Source organism: Kitasatospora sp. NPDC058478, from assembly GCF_042720345.1.
Lineage (GTDB): Bacteria > Actinomycetota > Actinomycetes > Streptomycetales > Streptomycetaceae > Kitasatospora.
The window spans coordinates 43,412-60,870 of sequence record NZ_JBHXML010000037.1 but is presented as its reverse complement, the minus strand read 5'-3'; the positions used below and the strand labels follow the sequence as shown (position 1 = coordinate 60,870).

Annotated in this window: 15 protein-coding genes; 7 read left to right on the top strand and 8 right to left on the bottom strand. The window is 72.7% G+C overall.

Annotated elements, in window-relative coordinates; all coding sequences use genetic code 11:
- Nucleotides 1–85: 85 nt before the first annotated feature.
- Nucleotides 86–2,272, top strand: a complete 2,187-nt coding sequence (locus ACFWPT_RS21665; protein WP_380483547.1) for an MMPL family transporter — start codon at nt 86–88, stop codon at nt 2,270–2,272.
- Nucleotides 2,273–2,322: 50 nt separating this feature from the next.
- Here the strand turns inward: ACFWPT_RS21665 and ACFWPT_RS21660 are convergent, their stop codons facing one another.
- The 3 genes from ACFWPT_RS21660 to ACFWPT_RS21650 all read right to left on the bottom strand — a co-directional run bounded on the left by ACFWPT_RS21660 (nt 2,323) and on the right by ACFWPT_RS21650 (nt 8,492).
- Complete coding sequence (locus ACFWPT_RS21660; RefSeq protein WP_380483545.1) at nt 2,323–4,200, bottom strand: SpoIIE family protein phosphatase; 1,878 nt, start codon at nt 4,198–4,200, stop codon at nt 2,323–2,325.
- Between the two features lie 80 nt (nt 4,201–4,280).
- Nucleotides 4,281–5,045: a class I SAM-dependent methyltransferase gene (locus ACFWPT_RS21655; RefSeq protein ID WP_079135650.1), complete on the bottom strand. Its 765-nt coding sequence runs from the start codon at nt 5,043–5,045 to the stop codon at nt 4,281–4,283.
- Between the two features lie 471 nt (nt 5,046–5,516).
- Nucleotides 5,517–8,492, bottom strand: a complete 2,976-nt coding sequence (locus tag ACFWPT_RS21650; protein ID WP_079135649.1) for a BTAD domain-containing putative transcriptional regulator — start codon at nt 8,490–8,492, stop codon at nt 5,517–5,519.
- 215 nt (nt 8,493–8,707) lie between these two features.
- On the opposite strand from ACFWPT_RS21650, the gene ACFWPT_RS21645 reads away from it, so the two are divergent.
- Nucleotides 8,708–8,992 carry a hypothetical protein gene (locus ACFWPT_RS21645; protein ID WP_063347985.1) on the top strand — a complete coding sequence of 95 codons (285 nt, stop codon included), beginning with the start codon at nt 8,708–8,710 and terminating at the stop codon, nt 8,990–8,992.
- A gap of 246 nt (nt 8,993–9,238) precedes the next feature.
- Here ACFWPT_RS21645 and ACFWPT_RS21640 read toward each other — a convergent pair whose 3' ends face one another.
- Nucleotides 9,239–9,457 carry a hypothetical protein gene (locus ACFWPT_RS21640; protein ID WP_063347984.1) on the bottom strand — a complete coding sequence of 73 codons (219 nt, stop codon included), beginning with the start codon at nt 9,455–9,457 and terminating at the stop codon, nt 9,239–9,241.
- A 197-nt stretch (nt 9,458–9,654) separates the two neighbouring features.
- Between ACFWPT_RS21640 and ACFWPT_RS21635 the strand changes: the two genes are divergently transcribed.
- Complete coding sequence (locus ACFWPT_RS21635; protein WP_063347983.1) at nt 9,655–10,413, top strand: GntR family transcriptional regulator; 759 nt, start codon at nt 9,655–9,657, stop codon at nt 10,411–10,413.
- An 84-nt stretch (nt 10,414–10,497) separates the two neighbouring features.
- On the opposite strand, the gene ACFWPT_RS21630 is transcribed toward ACFWPT_RS21635, so the two are convergent.
- Entirely contained in the window at nt 10,498–12,165 is a 1,668-nt protein-coding gene (locus ACFWPT_RS21630; protein ID WP_063347981.1) for a fumarate hydratase, read from the bottom strand.
- A 145-nt stretch (nt 12,166–12,310) separates the two neighbouring features.
- On the opposite strand from ACFWPT_RS21630, the gene ACFWPT_RS21625 reads away from it, so the two are divergent.
- The gene (locus ACFWPT_RS21625; RefSeq protein WP_244293381.1) at nt 12,311–13,096 is read left to right on the top strand and encodes a DUF1707 domain-containing protein; all 786 of its coding nucleotides are present in this window, start codon (nt 12,311–12,313) and stop codon (nt 13,094–13,096) included.
- Between the two features lie 313 nt (nt 13,097–13,409).
- Nucleotides 13,410–13,793, top strand: a complete 384-nt coding sequence (locus ACFWPT_RS21620; RefSeq protein WP_380342135.1) for a WhiB family transcriptional regulator — start codon at nt 13,410–13,412, stop codon at nt 13,791–13,793.
- Nucleotides 13,794–13,880: 87 nt separating this feature from the next.
- Here the strand turns inward: ACFWPT_RS21620 and glpX are convergent, their stop codons facing one another.
- Nucleotides 13,881–14,921: a class II fructose-bisphosphatase gene (glpX, locus tag ACFWPT_RS21615; RefSeq protein ID WP_063347979.1), complete on the bottom strand. Its 1,041-nt coding sequence runs from the start codon at nt 14,919–14,921 to the stop codon at nt 13,881–13,883.
- Nucleotides 14,922–15,157: 236 nt separating this feature from the next.
- Between glpX and ACFWPT_RS21610 the strand changes: the two genes are divergently transcribed.
- Nucleotides 15,158–15,673, top strand: coding sequence for a DUF4245 domain-containing protein (locus tag ACFWPT_RS21610; protein WP_063347978.1), 516 nt, complete (start codon nt 15,158–15,160; stop codon nt 15,671–15,673).
- Between the two features lie 151 nt (nt 15,674–15,824).
- Here the strand turns inward: ACFWPT_RS21610 and ACFWPT_RS21605 are convergent, their stop codons facing one another.
- Together ACFWPT_RS21605 and ACFWPT_RS21600 are read right to left on the bottom strand one after the other, a co-directional pair.
- A complete protein-coding gene (locus tag ACFWPT_RS21605; protein ID WP_063347977.1) occupies nt 15,825–16,427 on the bottom strand; it encodes a malonic semialdehyde reductase in 603 nt (200 codons plus the stop codon).
- Between the two features lie 113 nt (nt 16,428–16,540).
- The gene (locus ACFWPT_RS21600) at nt 16,541–16,798 is read right to left on the bottom strand and encodes an exodeoxyribonuclease VII small subunit (protein WP_063347976.1); all 258 of its coding nucleotides are present in this window, start codon (nt 16,796–16,798) and stop codon (nt 16,541–16,543) included.
- Nucleotides 16,799–16,962: 164 nt separating this feature from the next.
- On the opposite strand from ACFWPT_RS21600, the gene ACFWPT_RS21595 reads away from it, so the two are divergent.
- A complete protein-coding gene (locus ACFWPT_RS21595; RefSeq protein WP_380483542.1) occupies nt 16,963–17,457 on the top strand; it encodes a GNAT family N-acetyltransferase in 495 nt (164 codons plus the stop codon).
- Nucleotides 17,458–17,459: the final 2 nt, after the last annotated feature.

Here is a 17,459-nt window from a genome sequence, read left to right as displayed (position 1 = left end):
TTGTCGCCTGACAAGGTTACGCGTACGGTGGACCGCGACCTGTTCAGGCACCTGCCTGTCCGACGATCTGACCGAGGGGTCACCCATGGCCACGTACCTCTACCGACTGGGCCGCTACTGCTTCCGGAGACGGCGGGCGGTGCTGGCGGTCTGGATCGCCGTGCTGATCGCGATCGGCGGGGCCGCGGGTGCCTTCGCCGGCAAGACCAGCGACGAGTTCAAGGTGCCGGGCACCGAGGCGCAGACCACCCTGGACCGGATCAAGGACACCTTCCCGGAGCAGGGCCACGGCTCCGCCCAGGTCGTCTTCGCGGCCCCCGCGCCCGGCGGCGCCACCACGCCCGAGGCGGGCAGGGCGGTCAGCGAGACGGTCGCCCGGATCGCCGCCGTCCCCGGCGTGGCCGCGGTGCCCGACCCGTACGCCACCCACGCCGTCTCACCGGACGGCCGGGTCGCTATCGCCCTGGTCTCCTTCGACCACAAGCTCGCCGACGTCACCGACCAGCAGCGCGAGGCCGTCAAGGCCGCCGCCGAACCGGCCCGCGCGGCCGGGTTGGACGTCGCCTTCGGCGGTGACGCGTACAACCGGATGGCGCAGGTCGACGGCGGCGAGGCGATCGGTCTGGCCATCGCCGGGGTGGTCCTGGTGATCACCCTCGGCTCGTTGGTCGCCGCCGGGCTGCCGCTGCTGACCGCCCTGGTCGGGGTCGGCGTGGCGATGGCCGCGATCATGGCGCTGTCCGGCTCGTTCGAGATCATCACCACCGCGCCGGTGCTGGCCCTGATGGTCGGTCTCGCCGTCGGCATCGACTACGCGCTGTTCATCCTCTCCCGGCACCGCCGCCACCTGGACGAGGGCCTGGAGCCGGACGAGGCCGCCGCCCGCGCCACCGCCACCGCCGGCAGCGCCGTCGTCTTCGCCGGCCTCACCGTCGTCGTGGCGCTCGCCGGGCTCGCCGTCGCCGGCGTCCCCTTCCTGACCGTGATGGGCCTGGCCGCCTCCGGCGCCGTCGTGGTGGCCGTCCTGGTCGCGATCACGCTGCTGCCCGCGCTGCTCGGCTTCGCCGGCCGGGCCATCGACCGGCTGCCGGTCTGGAAGCGGGCGCTGCGCACCGGCGGCCGCACCACCCTGGGCGAGCGCTGGGGCCGCTTCGTGGTCCGCCGCCCGCTGGCCGTGCTGCTCGTCGGACTGGCCGGACTGGGCCTGCTCGCGGTGCCCGCCGCCAGCCTCCAGCTCGGCCTGCCGGGCGGCGGTTCGCAGGCCGCCGGTACCGATGCGCGCAAGGCCTACGACCTGGTCGGCGAGAGCTTCGGGCCGGGCTTCAACGCGCCGCTGGTGGTCGTCGTGGACGCCGGGGGCGCGCCGCAGCCGGAGCAGGCGGTGCAGGGGGTGGCGGCCAGGCTGCAGACCCTGCCGGGCGTGCGGACACTGCTGCCCCCGGCCGTCGACCAGGCCGGGCGCACCGCCCTGCTCACCGTCATCCCGCAGACCGGACCGGACGACGCCGGCACCAGGACACTGGTCAACGAGATCCGCGACCAGCGCGCGCCGCTCAAGACCTCGACCGGCGCGGACATCGCCGTCACCGGCACCACCGCCGCCAACATCGACGTCTCCACCAAGCTCGGCCAGGCACTGCCGCCGTTCCTCGCGGTGATCGTCGGCATCGCGGTGGTGCTGCTGGCGCTGGCGTTCCGCTCGGTGCTCGTCCCGCTCAAGGCGGTGGCCGGCTTCCTGCTCAGCATCACCGCCTCGCTCGGCGCGGTGGTCGCGGTCTACCAGTGGGGCTGGCTGGACGGCCTGATCGACGTGCCGAAGGTCGGGCCGGTGGTGAGCTTCGTGCCGATCCTGCTGATCGGCGTGCTGTTCGGGCTGGCGATGGACTACGAGCTGTTCCTGGTCTCCGGGATGAAGGAGCAGTACGTCCACGGGAAGGCGCCGCGGGACGCCGTGGTGGCCGGGGTGCGCGGCGGCGCCCGGGTGGTCACGGCGGCGGCGCTGATCATGGTGTCGGTGTTCGGCTCGTTCGTCTTCGGTCACGACCCGATCGTGCAGCCGATCGGCTTCGCCCTCGCGGTGGGCGTGCTGGTGGACGCCTTCGTGGTGCGGATGGCGCTGGTGCCGGCCGCGATGGCGCTGTTCGGCAAGGCCGCCTGGTGGTTCCCGAAGCGGCTGGAGAAGGTCGTGCCGAGGGTCGACATGGAGGGCGAGCAGCTGATCGCTCGGCTGGAGCCGGCGGAGCAGCAGGCGAAGGAGCCCGCCGGGGTCTGAACCGCTCCCGGGCGCCCGGCGGGCCGCTCCCGTCGGGCGCCCGCGGCCGGTTACGGCAGCCGCGGCTCGACGGGCGGCTGGGGCAGCCGCTGCTCGAACCAGACGACCTTGCCGGTGCCCAGCCGGGTGGCGCCCCAGCGGTCCGCGCACCGGGCCACTATCTGCAGGCCGCGGCCGCGTTCGTCCTCCGGCCCGGTACGGCGCGGCCGCGGCAGCAGCGGGCTGTCGTCACCGACCTCGCAGCGCAGCCGGGTGGTGCGCACCAGGCTCAGGGTGACCGGGCGGGTCGCGTGCTGGACGGCGTTGGTCACCAGCTCGCTGATCATCAGCTCGGTCGCCTCGCTGAGCTCGCCGAGCCCCCAGCGGCGCAGCGTGTGGGCGGCCAGCCGGCGGGCCCGGCCGGGTGTCTCGTTGCGCGGCTGGAGGTACCAGTGCGCGACGTCCCCGGCCGGGATGCCGTCGAAGCACGCGCCCAGCAGGGCGATGTCGTCGCCGCGGTCGCCGGGCGGCAGGATCCGCAGCGCCTCCTGGCACAACTGCTCGGGGGACTGCCAGCGGGCGGCGGCGATCCGGGCGCGGAGCACCTCCAGGCCGTCGCTGATCGGGCGGCTGCGGGTCTCCACCAGGCCGTCGGTGAACAGCAGCAGGGCCGAGCCGGGCGGGGCGGGCAGCTCGACCGAGTTGAAGTCCACCCCGCCGACCCCGATCGGGGCCCCGGAGTCCAGCTCCACCAACTCGGCGGTGCCGTCCGGCCGGACCAGGACGGGCGGGACGTGCCCGGCGTTGGCCAGCACCACCCGGTTGGCGATCGGGTCGTACACCGCGTACACGCAGGTCGCCAGGTGCTGTTCGCGGCCGAGCCGTTGGGCCTGCTCGTCCAGGTGGTAGAGCACCTCGTGCGGGGGCAGGTCGAGGGCGGCCAAGGTCTGGGCGCTGGTGCGCAGTTGGCCCATGATGGCGGCCGAGGTGAGCGAGTGGCCCATCACGTCGCCGACGATCAGGGCGACCCGGTTGCCGGGCAGCGGCACGGCGTCGTACCAGTCGCCGCCGACCTGCGCGCCGCGCTCGCCCGGCAGGTAGCGCTGGGCGAGGCGGACGCCGTGCGGCTGCGGCAGGCGCAACGGCAGCATGCTGCGCTGGAGTTCGTTGGCTATCTCCCACTCGCGGGCGTACCGCAGGGCGGTGTCCACCGCCAGCCCCGCCTGGGTGGCGAGGTGCGCGGCGGTCGCGGTGTCGGCGGCGTCGAAGGCGGGCCGGCCGGTGCGTTCAGGAGGGCGGCGGATCAGCACCAGCAGGCCGAGCACGGCCTTGCGGCCGCGCAGCGGCAGGGCCAGCACCGACGTGCCCGCGGCCAGCCGGGCCAGCCCGCGGGTGCCGTACAGCTCGCGCAGCAGTGCCTCGGTGCGTTCGGCGCCGGGCGCGCCGAGCACCGCGGACTCGGCGGGGCGGCGGCTCAGCAGGGCGTGCGCGAGCGCCCCGCCGCGGGTCACCGGGGTGGCGGGGCCGGTGTCGGCGGTGGAGCGGGAGCCGTACCGGGAGCGGTGCCGGTCGTCTGCTCCGCTGGGCCGGCCGCGCCGTCCGATCCGGGTGCCGGTGCTGTGGTGGATTCGCAGCTCGTCCGGGAAGCCGGGCTCGCGCTCGACGTTGGGCAGCGGATCGCGCAGGTGGACCACGGCGGCGTCGGCCAGCGTGGGGACGAGCACCCGGCCGATGTTGCGCAGCGTCGCGGACAGGTCGAGCGCGCTGTTGATCCGCCGGGTGGCCAGGTCGAGGTAGCCGAGCCGGCCCGCCACGTCCTCGCGCTCCGGGCGCGCGGTCGGTTGGTGTGCCGGTGCCGGCACCGGTGCTGAAGCTGGTGCCAGGGGCAGGCCGCGCTGGCCCGGGACGGCAGGCGGCTGTCCGCCCTCGGTCTTGAGCTGGTCGCGCACGGCTGCCTGTCCTGGATTCGGTGTGGTCTCTGTGGTGGTCTGCGGTGTCCTGCTGGCGGGCCCTGCTGCCGTCCGGTGGGTCAGCCGACGCGTCGACAGCACAGGAACAGCTGTTCCTCCGGCGGCAGCGTGGTGCTGGCCGGCGCGTACGGATGCCCCGAGCACTCCTCGACGGTGAAGCCCGCCGTGACGAGAACCCGCTCCAGATCCTCCCTCAGGTACCCACTGATCCGCAGCTCTCTGCCAAGGAACGGAAGCGGAACGTGATCCAGATCCGCCTCGACCATACCGAGCGCCAGCAGTCCGCCCGGCCGGAGGAGTTCGCGCAGCCGTGCGAGCACGGTCGGGATCTCGTCCTGCGGCAGCAGGATCAGCGAGAAGAACGCGGTGACGGCGGCGAACCCGTCCTTGCCCAGCGGTCCCAGTCCGGGGGCGTTCCAGACCTGCCCGGCGCGCTCGGTGGCCAGATCGAACAGGTCGATCCGATGGAACTCCGGCGGGTGTTCGCCCGGGAACCGGGCCTGCCGGGCCAGCGAGAGCATCACGTCCGAGAGGTCTATCCCGGTCACCCGCAGCCCGCCCGCGACCAGCTGCCGGACCGTCGGGTCCCCGGTGCCGCAGCCCACGTCCAGCACCCGCGCGCCGGGTTCGAGCTCGGCCAGCAGCTGCCGTCCGCAGGCCAGCTGCCCGTCCTTGGCCGGGAACGCCTCGCCGTACCCGGCACCGATGGTGTCGAAGGCGACGGCTTGCAGGGCACGCGCCGCCCGGCGCCGCCGCACGTCGGGCCCGTCGTCTCCCGCGTCCTCGTCGACGGGGAACGAGTCGGATATCTGTCCGGTCGTCACGATTGAGAGGCACCCTTCCACCCGTGGCCTCCGGCCGGCTGCACGCGGCCGCACGGGAGCGGGATGCCGTCCGCCCCGGCGCCCGTCCTGCCTCGCCGGCCCACACGTTGCCGGCAGACACTCGTGTGTGTACTGGCATCTGAGAATATGCGTGATCTCTGCGCCATGGGGTCCCTTTCCAGCCAACTCGTCATGCTTGGGCCGGTGTGGACGGGGTTGCGGAAGCACGACGGTGCGGGCGGGGGTGGTGCGCGCGGGCTCCGCGCGCCGCATGGCGCGCCGTGGTGGAACAGCTGACCTGCGGTTTCGCCGGGCCGAGGGCCGGCCGTCGGGCGTTTATCGAACGTCAATCGCCGGAGTGCAGAGTGGAGTCCAGCGCCGGGGAAGCGTTGAGGGCGCTCCCGCAGCCGGGGGGCTGCGGGGGCGCCGACGCGCACAACGGGGGTAGGGGCTCTGCCGGGGGGCGGAGACCTACGGCGCTGGGGAAGATGGGGGAGGCTCGGTGTGCTGTTGGGAGATGAGGTCCGCCACGGGGGAGGCCTCCGGCACACCGAGCCGCGTGAAGATCGCGTGCGCCTCGCGCAGGCAGGCGAGCGCGCGGGCGGGCTGCGCCAGCGCCAGTAGCGCCTCGCCGAGGGTGGCGTTCGCGAGGCCCTGGCAGTAGGCGGCGTCCAGTTCCTGGGCGATCACGAGCGACTCGCCGGCCGCCTCGGCCGCCTCGGCGTGCTGTCCGGCGGCGAGCAGGGCGGAGGCCAGGCGGGCGAGGGTGTAGCCCTCCCAGAGCGGATTCTGCTGGGCCTGGAACAGCTGGTGGGCCTCCCTCAGGTAGCCCACCGCCGCCCTCGGCTCGTCGGTGGAGGCGAGCACCACACCGGTCTGGTACAGGGTGTCGGCGAGGCAGGGGCCGTTGCTCGACGTCCGGGCCGTCGCCACCGCCTCGATGACCGAGCGGACAGCGGTCTCGGTGTCTCCCAGCTTGAGCTGTGCCCGCGCCATGTTGCCGAGCAGCCGGGCTTCGTTGATCGGAACGCGGACCACCCGGCTGATGCCCAGGGCCTGCTCGAAGAGCGGGATGGCCTCGGCGGGGCGGTTCGTCAGGCTGAGGATGATCCCCAGGTCGTTGCTCGCCGCCGACCGCAGGATCGTCATGTCGTCGGAGCGCTGAAGGCTCAGGCTCTTGCGGAGCGACTGTTCGGCGCCCTGGAAGTCATTGGTGATCGACTGCAGCGTGCCGAAGGCGAAGTGCACCCGGGCCAGGGCGGCAGCGTCTCCGTAGGCGGCGGCGTTGCGTTCGGCGGTCACCAGGAACCGGCGCATCCGGGAGCCGTGCGTGGGATCCGTGACCAGGCTGTTCAGGACGATCAGCAGGTCGACGGCCGGGCGCAGCACGAAGTCCGGTCCTCGCACGGCCGCCTCGACGGCGCTGAGCAGGAAGGTGATCTCCGTCCGCAGCCACTGCCGGGCGTCCTGGCTCGTCGGCAGGTCCAGGCCTGACGAGCCCAAGGGGTTGAGCGGTTCCGGGAGCTGGTCGTCGGGCTCGATCACCTGGGCCGCGTTGCGGACGGTCGGGATCAGCAGGTCGAGCAGGCGCAGCACCGCCCGCTCCTGCTCCGTGGTGTCGCCGATCCGCTCGTTCTGCCGCTGGGCGTAGAGCCGGAGCAGGTCGTGGTAGCGGTAGCGGCCGGGGGTGAAGCACTCCAGCATGTTCGCCTCGACCAGCGCTTCGGCGAGGTCCTCGGCGGTGTACTCGTTCGCGCCGAGCAGCGCCGCGGCGGCGGGCAGCGGGATGTCAGGGGAGTCGATCAGGGCGAGCAGCCGAAAGGCGCGGGCCTCGTCCGCCGAGAGCTGGCCGTAGCCGAGTCCGATGGTGGTTTCCACGGCGAGGTTGCCGAGCTGGAGTTCGTCCAGTCGCCGCCGCTGGTCGGCTAACCGTCTGGCCAGGTCGGAGACGCTCCAACGCGGACGGCTGGCCAGCCGGGCGGCGGCGATGCGGACGGCGAGCGGCAGGAACCCGCAGGCGGTGACCACCTGCATGGCCGCCTCCGGTTCGGCGGCGACCCGCTGCTCGCCGACGATGGCCGAGAACAGCGCCAGCGCTTCGTTCGGGGTCAGCTCCTCGACGTCGAACAACTGTGCACCCGGGATGCCGGCCAGCCGGGAGCGGCTGGTGGCGAGCACGGCGCAGCCGGAGACGCCGGGGATCAGCGGCCGGATCTGCTCGGCGTCGCGCGCGTTGTCGAGCAGGATGAGCATCCGCCGGCTGGCGAGCAGCGACCGGTAGAGGGCGGCGCGCTGTTCGAGGGAGTCGGGGCTGTCGGTGACGCCGAGCGCGTGCAGGAAGTCGCCCAGGACGGCCACCGGGTCGGCCGGCGAGGTGCCGGCGCCGCGCAGGTCGACGTACAGCTGCCCGTCCGGGAACTCGCCGCGGACGCGGTGGGCGACGTGGACGGCGAGGGTGGTCTTCCCGACCCCGCCGATGCCGGCCAGTGAAGTCACCACCACGGCCTGGCCGGTGGCGTTCATCAGGACCGTCGAGAGGTCGCTCACCAGGTCGGTGCGGCCGCTGAAGTCCGATACGTCGGCCGGGAGTTGGGCGGGCGCCGGGGGAGCTGCCGGGCCGTCCTCGCGGCTCACCGGGGCCGGTACGGCCGGGAGGGCGAGCGTCGGGTCCGCCGCCAGGATGCGGGCGTGCATCGCGGACAGGCCGGCACCGGGTTCGACCCCGAGCTCCTCGATCAGCAGCTTGCGGGTGTCGGTGTAGACGCCGAGCGCCTCGGCCTGGCGCCCGCAGCGGTACAGCGCCAGCATCAGCAGCTCGCTCAGGCGCTCGCGCAGCGGGTGTTCGGCCGTCAGGCTGTTCAGCTCGCCGACGATCTCGGCGTGCAGGCCGATGTCGAGGGCGACGGCGCACAGCTCCTCGGCGGCGGCCACCTGTCGTTCGGCGAGCCGCAGCCGCTGGGTGTCGGCGTAGGGGCCGGGGATGCCGGTGAGCGGCCGGCCGCTGAACAGGTCCAGCGCCCGTGCCAGCAGCCGGTGCGCCTCGTGCTTGTCGCCCGCGGCCCGGGCGGCCGCGGCCTCGGCGGAGAGCCGCTCGAAGACCGTCAGGTCGAGGGCCTCGCCCGGGATGCGCAGCGCGTAGCCGTCGGCGACCGAGATCAGCAGCTCGGAGGGCCGGCGCACCTCCCGCCGGGGCTCGATGACGGAGCGCAGGCGGGAGACGTAGGTGCGCAGCGCCGCCACCGCCTGGGCCGGGTGTCGCTCGCCCCAGAGCGCGTCGACCAGGTCCTGTGTGGTGACCGGGCGTCCGGAATGCAGCAGAAGGGTGGTCAGAACTGCCTGTTGCTGGGGGGATCCGAGGGAAAGGGGCTTGCCGTCGAGCCAGGCCTGGACCGGACCGAGGACTTGGAAGCGCAGCGCAGAGGTCTGCGGCGTCTCCCGAAACTCCATGAAAGTCCCCCGATGGCCTGTGGTGTCGATTCCGTGAAAGGGCGCTCGGCGGTCCGCCGTGGTGCTTCAGCTTAGGCGGACGCCCGACTCTGCCGGACGGCAGCGCAAGCCGCACGGTGTTTATCGGACATTTAATCAACCCTACGATACTGTCCGCACGCCCGTGCCACGGAGGTCGGGCGAGACACATTTGATGACCGAAAGGCGGCCGCCCAATGGCCAACGACCAGAGCGAGACCCCGGTGGCGTCGGCGCCCGAGAACGCGGCGACGACGGATGCCCCGGCCGTCGCTGTGGAGGCGGGCAAGGCTGTCGAGGACGCGGTGGCCGCGTCCTCGAACACGACCGAGTACACCGCGCCGTCCGACGCGCAGAAGGCGGCGATCGAGAACGACCTGTTCGGGGACGAGGCCGCGCACGTGGTGGAGCCCGTCGCGCCGGCCACGGGCGGGCCGGGCAAGCGGTACGAGCCGGAAGGCATGATCTCCGGCCACCCGTAAGCCGGTCCGGCCGTAGGCCCCGTGCCCCTCGTGTCCCGGTCCGGGCACGGGGGCGCTGTGGGTTTTGGGCGTGCCCCATTCGGCACCGGTGCCCGCCCGGTGGCCGAATCCAGCCCGTGGTGCACTCATGGTGACCGGCGATATCCGTAACGTGCCCGACGGTGGGTGCGGGGCGTTCCGGAATTCCGGATTCACTCGGGGGGATTGCGGGTGGGAATGCTGCTGTTTGCGTGCTTTTTGCCGCAATTAGCGCGGAAGATCGTATTCGGCTGAATCGCGGGGCCCGGGAACGGGCGAGACCCGTCCGGGTTCGGCGGTCCATTCGAGGCCGCCGCCCTCGGGGCGCAGGTAGTGCTCCCCGCCGATGGTGTCCATGTAGATGCCGGTGCGTCCGGTCCTCCGGTCGAGGACGAGTTCACCCACGTGCGGCCGGTAGGCCGCGGAGTCGCGCTGACGGGTGCTCACCGCACTGCTCCTCGCTGTTCTGGTGCGGGTGCGGCGCCGGGTGGGGGCCGCGCCCTGGTCGCTGTCCGTGTGTGTGGTGCTCGGCGACTACCCAGCATCTCTAGAGAAGCTAATATCTCTAGAGATGTCAACAGTCGTAGCCGCTTACCGTCCGCCGCGGTCGCGCCTACGATTTGTCCGAGGGAGAGGGAGCGGCGATGACCGGCAGCAGTGGCGACAAACAGCCCAAGTACCAACGGATCGCCGACACGCTGAAGGCGGCCATCGACGACGGCCGGTACCGCGCGGGTGACCGGCTGCCGGGCGAGAACGACCTCATGGACGAGTACGGCGTGGCCCGGATGACCGCCCGCCAGGCGCTCGGCGTGCTGCAGAGCGAGGGCATCGCCGAGGCGCGCCGGGGAGCCGGGGTCTTCGTCCGGGACTTCCGGCCGCTGCGCCGGCGCGGGATCCAGCGGCTGGCGCAGGGGCAGTGGGGCTCGGGCCGGTCGATATGGTCGGCGGACATCGACAACCGCCTGCTGGTGGTCGACCAGGTGTCCGTCACCGAACGGGGCGCGCCGGAGCACGTCGCCCGGGTGCTGGGAGTGGATCCGGGCGCGTCGATGTGCGTACGGCACCGCCGCTTCGTGCTGGACGGCAAGCCGGTGCTGCTGTCGACCTCCTACCTGCCGGCCGGCCTGGTCGCCGGCACGGCCATCACCCGCGAGGACACCGGCCCGGGCGGCACCTACGCCCGGCTGGCCGAGATCGGCGCGAAGCCCGTCCACTTCCGCGAGGAGGTCCGCTCCCGGATGCCCGGCGCGGAGGAGGCGGCCCGCCTGGAGCTGTCGGCGGGCACCCCGGTCATCCTGATCTGCCGCACCGCCTTCGCCGACGAGGGCCAGGTCGTCGAGCTCAACGAGATGATCCTCGACGCCGCCTCCTACGTCCTGGAGTACGACTTCGACGCGTGAGCACGCGCAACGCGGCCGCCCCGGTCGCGACGAACGCGGCCGGGGCGGTTGAGGAGGCGGGGGCGGCCGGGGAGGCCGGGGCGGTTACTCCTTGGAGCGGACCCGGAGGCTGGTGATCAGCGGGCCCTCGGTGGTCTCGCGGAAGAAGTCGTTGCCCTTGTCGTCGACCACGATGAAGGCCGGGAAGTCCTCGACCTCGATGCGCCAGACGGCCTCCATGCCGAGCTCGGCGTACTCCAGGACCTCGACCTTCTTGATGCAGTCCTGGGCGAGGCGGGCGGCCGGGCCGCCGATGGAGCCGAGGTAGAAGCCGCCGTGGGCGGCGCAGGCGTCGGTGACCTGCTTGCTGCGGTTGCCCTTGGCGAGCATGACCATGGAGCCGCCGGCGGCCTGGAACTGGTCGACGTAGGAGTCCATCCGGCCGGCGGTGGTGGGGCCGAAGGAGCCGGAGGCGTAGCCCTCGGGGGTCTTGGCCGGGCCGGCGTAGTAGACGGGGTGGTCCTGGAGGTACTTGGGCATGCCCTCGCCGGCGTCCAGGCGCTCCTTGATCTTGGCGTGGGCGATGTCGCGGGCGACGACCAGGGTGCCGGTGAGCGAGAGCCGGGTCTTGACCGGGTACTTGGACAGCTCGGCGCGGATCGCGGACATCGGCTGGTCGAGGTCGACGCGCACGACGTCGTCGTCCAGGTGCTCGTCGGTGGTGTCCGGCAGGTACTTGGCCGGGTCGGTCTCCAGCTGCTCCAGGAAGACGCCCTCGGCGGTGATCTTGCCGAGCGCCTGGCGGTCGGCGGAGCAGGAGACGGCCATGGCGACCGGCAGCGAGGCGCCGTGGCGCGGCAGGCGGACGACCCGCACGTCGTGGCAGAAGTACTTGCCGCCGAACTGGGCGCCGATGCCGATCTTCTGGGTCAGCTCGGTGACCTTCGCCTCCAGCTCCAGGTCGCGGAAGCCGTGGCCGGTCTTGGCGTCGCCGGAGGTCGGCAGGTTGTCCAGGTAGTGCGCGGAGGCGTACTTGGCGGTCTTGAGCGCGAACTCGGCGCTGGTGCCGCCGATCACGATCGCCAGGTGGTACGGCGGGCAGGCGGCGGTGCCGAGGGAGCGGATCTTCTGCTCCAGGAACGAGAGCATGCTCGCCTCGTTCAGGATGGCCTTGGTCTCCTGGTACAGGTACGACTTGTTGGCGGAGCCGCCGCCCTTGGCCATGAAGAGGAACTTGTACGCGCCGCCGTCGGTGGCGTACAGCTCGATCTGGGCCGGCAGGTTGTTGCCGGTGTTCTTCTCGTCCCACATGGTCACCGGGGCCATCTGGGAGTAGCGCAGGTTGAGCTTGGTGTACGCGTCGAAGACGCCGCGCGCGATGGCCGACTCGTCGCCGCCCTCGGTGAGCACGTTCTGGCCGCGCTTGCCCATGACGATGGCGGTGCCGGTGTCCTGGCACATCGGCAGGATGCCGCCGGCCGAGATGTTGACGTTCTTCAGCAGGTCGAGCGCGACGAAGCGGTCGTTCGGGCTGGCCTCCGGGTCGTCCAGGATGCGGCGCAGCTGGGCGAGGTGGGCGGGGCGCAGGTAGTGCGAGATGTCGTGCATCGCCTCGGCGGTGAGCAGCCGCAGCGCCTCGGGCTCGACCTGGAGGAAGGTGCGACCGCCGGCCTCGAAGGTGGAGACACCCTCGGAGGTCAGCTTGCGGTACGGGGTCGGGTCAGCGCCCAGGGGGAGCAGGTCGCTGTACTCGAAGTCTGGCGTGGGAGCCATGGGGGCGGTCCTTAGGTTTCCAGTGGTCCGGCTGCGTCGGCGAAGCACCCTCAAGGGTAGGACCCGGCTCCGTGTCGCACGCGGACAGGGCAGCCTGCGTGACCGGGCTCACTCGGGCGCACGTGCGAGCGACTAGTCTTGGGCCGTGGACAACTCGCCGTCGCAGGACGATCCGGGGCAGCCGTCCGTGCCGGCGCCCGTACCGATGACCAAGCCCGAGACCCGGCCCGAGCCGCAGCCGCAACTCCGGCCGCTGCCGGAGCAGAAGACCCAGCCGTCGCACGCCCCGGTGGCACAGGCGGAGATGCGGGTGTCGGACGCCGACCGCGAGCGGATCGCGGAGCTGCTGCGGGACGCCTACGCCGAGGGCCGGCTGGACGCGGACGAGCACGCGGACCGGATCGGGGCCGCGTACGCCGCCAAGACCTTCGGCGACCTGGTGCCGCTGACCAGGGACCTGCCGGGCCACCGGCCGCTGTCGTTCGAGAAGCCGCCGCTGGAGGCCCCGGCGCCGCGTGCGGTGACGCCGGCGCTGCCGCCCGCGCGCCAGGAGTCGCCGTCGATGGTGGCGATCTTCGGCGGCTCGTCCCGCAAGGGCCGCTGGCGGGTGGGGTCGCACCTGAAGGCGTTCGCGGCGTTCGGCGGGGTGGAGATCGACCTGACCGACGCCGTGTTCGAGTCGCCCGAGGTGGAGATCGAGGTGACGGCGCTGTTCGGCGGCGTCGAGATCCGGGTGCCGGAGAACGTGAGCCTGCACGGCGGCGGCGTCGGCATCTTCGGCGGATTCGACGTCAAGGAGCAGACGGCGGCGGACCCGTACGCGCCGGTGGTCCGGGTCAAGGGCGTCGCGGTGTTCGGCGGCTGCGAGGCCAAGCCGCGCCGGGGCAAGAAGCTCAAGGAGTGGGTGCGCAAGCAACTCGGCACCGAGTAGCCGGGGTTGGCGGGTCGAACGCCCGGCCGGGGATCAACTCCCGGCCGGGCGTTCTGCGTTGTCTCCGGTGCGCTCCGTAGTCGATTGCGTGCAGTGTGCATGAATCGCGGGCGGGCGGGGTAGTTCCTTCCGCACATCGCTTCTTGTACGGCTGCGCACCGGAGGCGGCCCAGCGGCCGACTCGGGGTTGGACAGCGGGGGCTCGCAGCCGGGCAGGGGAGCGAGCTTCCCCGTGTCCGAGAGTCTCGTCAGGAGTACGGCCGTGCTGCATCCGATCGAGTCCCGCACCACCTCGCCCGTCGCCGCCGCGCAGTTGCTGGAGCGCAGTCCGCAGCCGCACCCCCCGGGCGGCCAGGGCTCCCGGACCGTCGCCCAGGGCGCGTCCTCGGGCGAGGACAGTCCCTGGCACACCGGCGCGGCCTGCCGGCGGGACGAGGTGGGGCTGTTCTTCGCACCCTCGAAGGAGCCGACGGCGGCCCGGTTGTCGCGCGAGGAGCAGGCGAAGCAGGTGTGCGCCCGGTGTCCGGTGCTGCTGGAGTGCCGCGAGCACGCGCTGGCGCAGCCGGAGCCGTACGGGGTCTGGGGCGGGCTGACGGCCGCCGAGCGGCGGGTGGTGCTGGCCCGGCGCCGCCGCCGGGAGTCGGAGCTGCGCGAGGCGACCAGGGTGGTCGCGGGGCAGCGGCGGATAGCGGGCTGACGGGGCTCCGGGTGTGCCCCGGGCCGGACGCGCCGCGGCCTCGGCGGAGGGGGATTCCGCCGAGGCCGCGGGTGCGCTTGCCCGGTGTCAGTTGGCGCGGTCGAAGTCGATCGCGCTGTAGGCCCGCAGCTTCGACAGCTTGTGGACGGAGTTGATCTCGCGGATCGTGCCGCTCTTGGAACGCATCACCAGCGAGCTGGTGGTGGCGGTCTCCTGGCGGTAGTGCACGCCGCGCAGCAGCTCGCCGTCGGTGATGCCGGTGGCGACGAAGAACACGTTCTCGCCGCTGACCAGGTCGTCGGTGGTGAGCACCCGGTCCAGGTCGTGGCCGGCGTCGAGGGCCTTCTGCCGCTCGGCGTCGTCCTTGGGCCACAGCCGGCCCTGGATGACGCCGCCCATGCACTTCATGGCGCAGGCCGCGATGATGCCCTCGGGGGTGCCGCCGATGCCCATCAGCAGGTCGACGCCGGTGCCCTCGCGGGCGGCCATGATGGCGCCGGCCACGTCGCCGTCGGAGATGAACTTGATCCGGGCGCCCGCCTCGCGGATCTCCCGGACCAGGCCGTCGTGGCGCGGGCGGTCGAGGACGACGACCGTGACGTCCTCGACGGCGCTGCCCTTGGCCTTGGCGACCCGGCGGATGTTGACGGCCGCGGGGGCGGTGATGTCGACGAACTCGGCGGCCTCGGGGCCGGCCACCAGCTTGTCCATGTAGAACACGGCGCTGGGGTCGAACATGGTGCCGCGGTCGGCGACGGCCAGGACGGCGACGGCGTTGTTCATGCCCTTGGCGGTGAGCGTGGTGCCGTCGACCGGGTCGACCGCGACGTCGCACTCGGCGCCGGTGCCGTCGCCGACCCGCTCGCCGTTGTAGAGCATCGGGGCTTCGTCCTTCTCGCCCTCCCCGATGACGACCACGCCGTTCATCGAGACGGTCGAGACGAGGGTGCGCATCGCCTTGACGGCGGCGCCGTCCGCGCCGTTCTTGTCGCCACGGCCGACCCACCGGCCGGCGGCCATCGCGGCCGCCTCGGTGACCCGGACGAGTTCGAGCGCGAGGTTCCGGTCCGGAGCCTCGGGCGCGACCTCCAGGGCGCTGGGAAGGTGGTTCGGGTACTGCGTGGTCATCGTCGTTACCTCTCTGTACGCGACGGCCAGTAAGCGCCCGACTACTGCCTGGTCGAACGCCGTGGTGAGGGTCCTGCGATCGTATCTGCCTATGGGATGACTGTCTGTGGCGCGGGTCGCCACCCGGCGCCCGACCTGGTCGGTTCGTCCCGCTTCACCCGTACGCGGGCACCCCGGGTGGCCGTACCGCCGTAGGGATGAGTCACCATGTGGGGGTGGCTGGAGAGAGCAAACGCATGAGGGGCCGGGAGACCGTACGGGACATGGTCCTGTCGATGCTGGCGGTCGGCGCCGTGGTCTGGATCGGGTACCTGTTCCTTCCGCACGACGCGAACAGCGACCCGGTGCACGTGGTCGAGTACAAGGTGGCGGCGGCCTCCGCGAAGCGCGGCGCGCCGTACCCGCTGCTCTCCCCGGACGGGCTGTCCGACCAGTGGCGGGCCACCTCGGTCGGCTACCAGCCGGCCGCGATCAGCAAGGGCAAGGGCAACGCCTGGCACCTGGGCTTCGTCACGCCGTCCGGCCAGTACGCGGCGGTCGAGCAGAGCGACGTCCCCCGCGACGCGCTGCTGGCCGACAAGATCGCGGGCGGCAAGCCGGACGGCACCTCGGAGGTCGCCGGGCGCACCTGGGAGCGGGTGCAGGGCGAGAAGTCCCGCGCCCTGACCGTGCAGACCGGTGACGCGACCACCGTGCTCACCGGCACCGCCTCCTACGAGGAACTGGCCGAGCTGGCCCAGGCGCTCAAGTAGCCCGTCCCCCCGGGCCGCCCCCGGGGGAACGGCTCCGTACGCCCCCGCGGACGCCCCGCGGACGCGCCCGTACGACCCCGAACGCCCCCGTGCGCATACGGAAAGGGCCCGCACCGGACGAACCGGTGCGGGCCCTCGCGCGTGCGGCGGATCAGACCGTGGTGACGACCTGGTCGTACGCCAGGCGCGGCGAGCGCGGGAACCACGCCTCGTCGCCCGGCTTGCCGATGTTGACCACGGCCAGCACCGAGTGCTCGCCGTCGCCGAAGAACTCCTTGTTGATGCCCTCGGCGTCGTAGCCGGTCATCGGGCCGGCGGCCAGGCCGGCGGCGCGCACGCCGATGATGAAGTAGGCGGCCTGCAGCGCGCCGTTCAGCGAGGCGGAGCGCTCACGGACGGTGCGCTCGGAGAAGAACACGTCCTTGGCCTGCGGGAAGTGCGGGAACTGGGTCGGCAGCTCCTCGTGGAACTCGTTGTCCGCGGCGAGGATGGCGACCAGCGGGGCGGTGCTGGTCTTGGCCTTGTTGCCGTCCGCCAGGTGCTGGACGAGGCGCTCGCGGCCCTCGGTCGAGCGGACCAGGACGACGCGCAGCGGCTGCTGGTTGAAGGCGGTCGGGCCGTACTTGACCAGCTCGTAGATGGCCTGGACCTGCTCCTCGGTCACCGGCTCGTCGGTGAAGGTGTTCGCGGTGCGGGCCTCGCGGAACAGCAGGTCCTGAGCGGCGGCGTCGAGTACCAGGGCGTCGGTGGTCATGCTTGTCTGCACCTCATGCGGGAGGGGGTTCGTCGGATTGACCGGCCGTGGCCGGTCACACCATCTCAACATGGGTGAAGATTCAACGATTCCCCGGCCTGCTGTGAGCCGCGTCACTCCCCGCCAGCGGCCCCGTCCTCCTCGGCGGCCAGCGCCGCGTCCAGCCGGGCCCGGGCGCCGTCCAGCCAGCGCTGGCACACCTTCGCCAACTGCTCGCCGCGCTCCCACAGCGCCAGCGACTCCTCCAGCGACGTCCCGCCGTTCTCCAGCTGCCGGACCACCTCCAGCAGCGCGTCCCGGGCGTGCTCGTAGCCCAGCGCGTCGTCCGGGGTCGGTGCCGCCGCGTCCTGCTGCTCCTGCTGCTCTGCCATGCGTGCCAGCGTAGGGGCTGGAGCCGACAGAGCCGGCGCAGCACCGACGGAACGGCCGCGGCGGGGTGAAAGCCGGAACGGCCTCGGCGAGGCGAAGGCAGCGGGTGAGGCGGCGGGGCGAAATCGGATGCGTCCGGCCGGCCGGCGGCGCTACCCTCCGCCGCATGATCACGGTCCGACCCGCCGCCCCGGCCGACGCCCCCGAGCTCGTCCGGCTGCGCGACCTGATGTTCGAGGCGATGCCCAGCATGGCCGGCCTGACCGGGCCGGGGCCCTGGCAGGCCACCGCCGAGCGGATGCTGCGCGAGCGCCTCGCCGTCCCGGCCGGGGAACTGACCATGCCGTCCTTCGTGGTGGACGATCCGCGACGGCCCGGCCGGCTCGCCGCCTGCGCGGTCGGCACGCTGGAGCACCGGCTGCCCGCGCCGGGAAACCCGAACGGCCGGTTCGGCTTCGTCTTCAACATCTGCACCGACCCCGGCCACCGGCTGCGCGGCTACGCCCGGGCCTGCACCGAGGCGCTGCTGGACTGGTTCGACGACCAGCGGGTCGGCCGGATCGACCTGCACGCCAGCAGTGGCGGCGAGGCGCTCTACCGCAGCCTCGGCTTCGGCGAGCACTCCATCGCGCTCTCCCGGCAGCGTTCCTACGTGCCCTGACC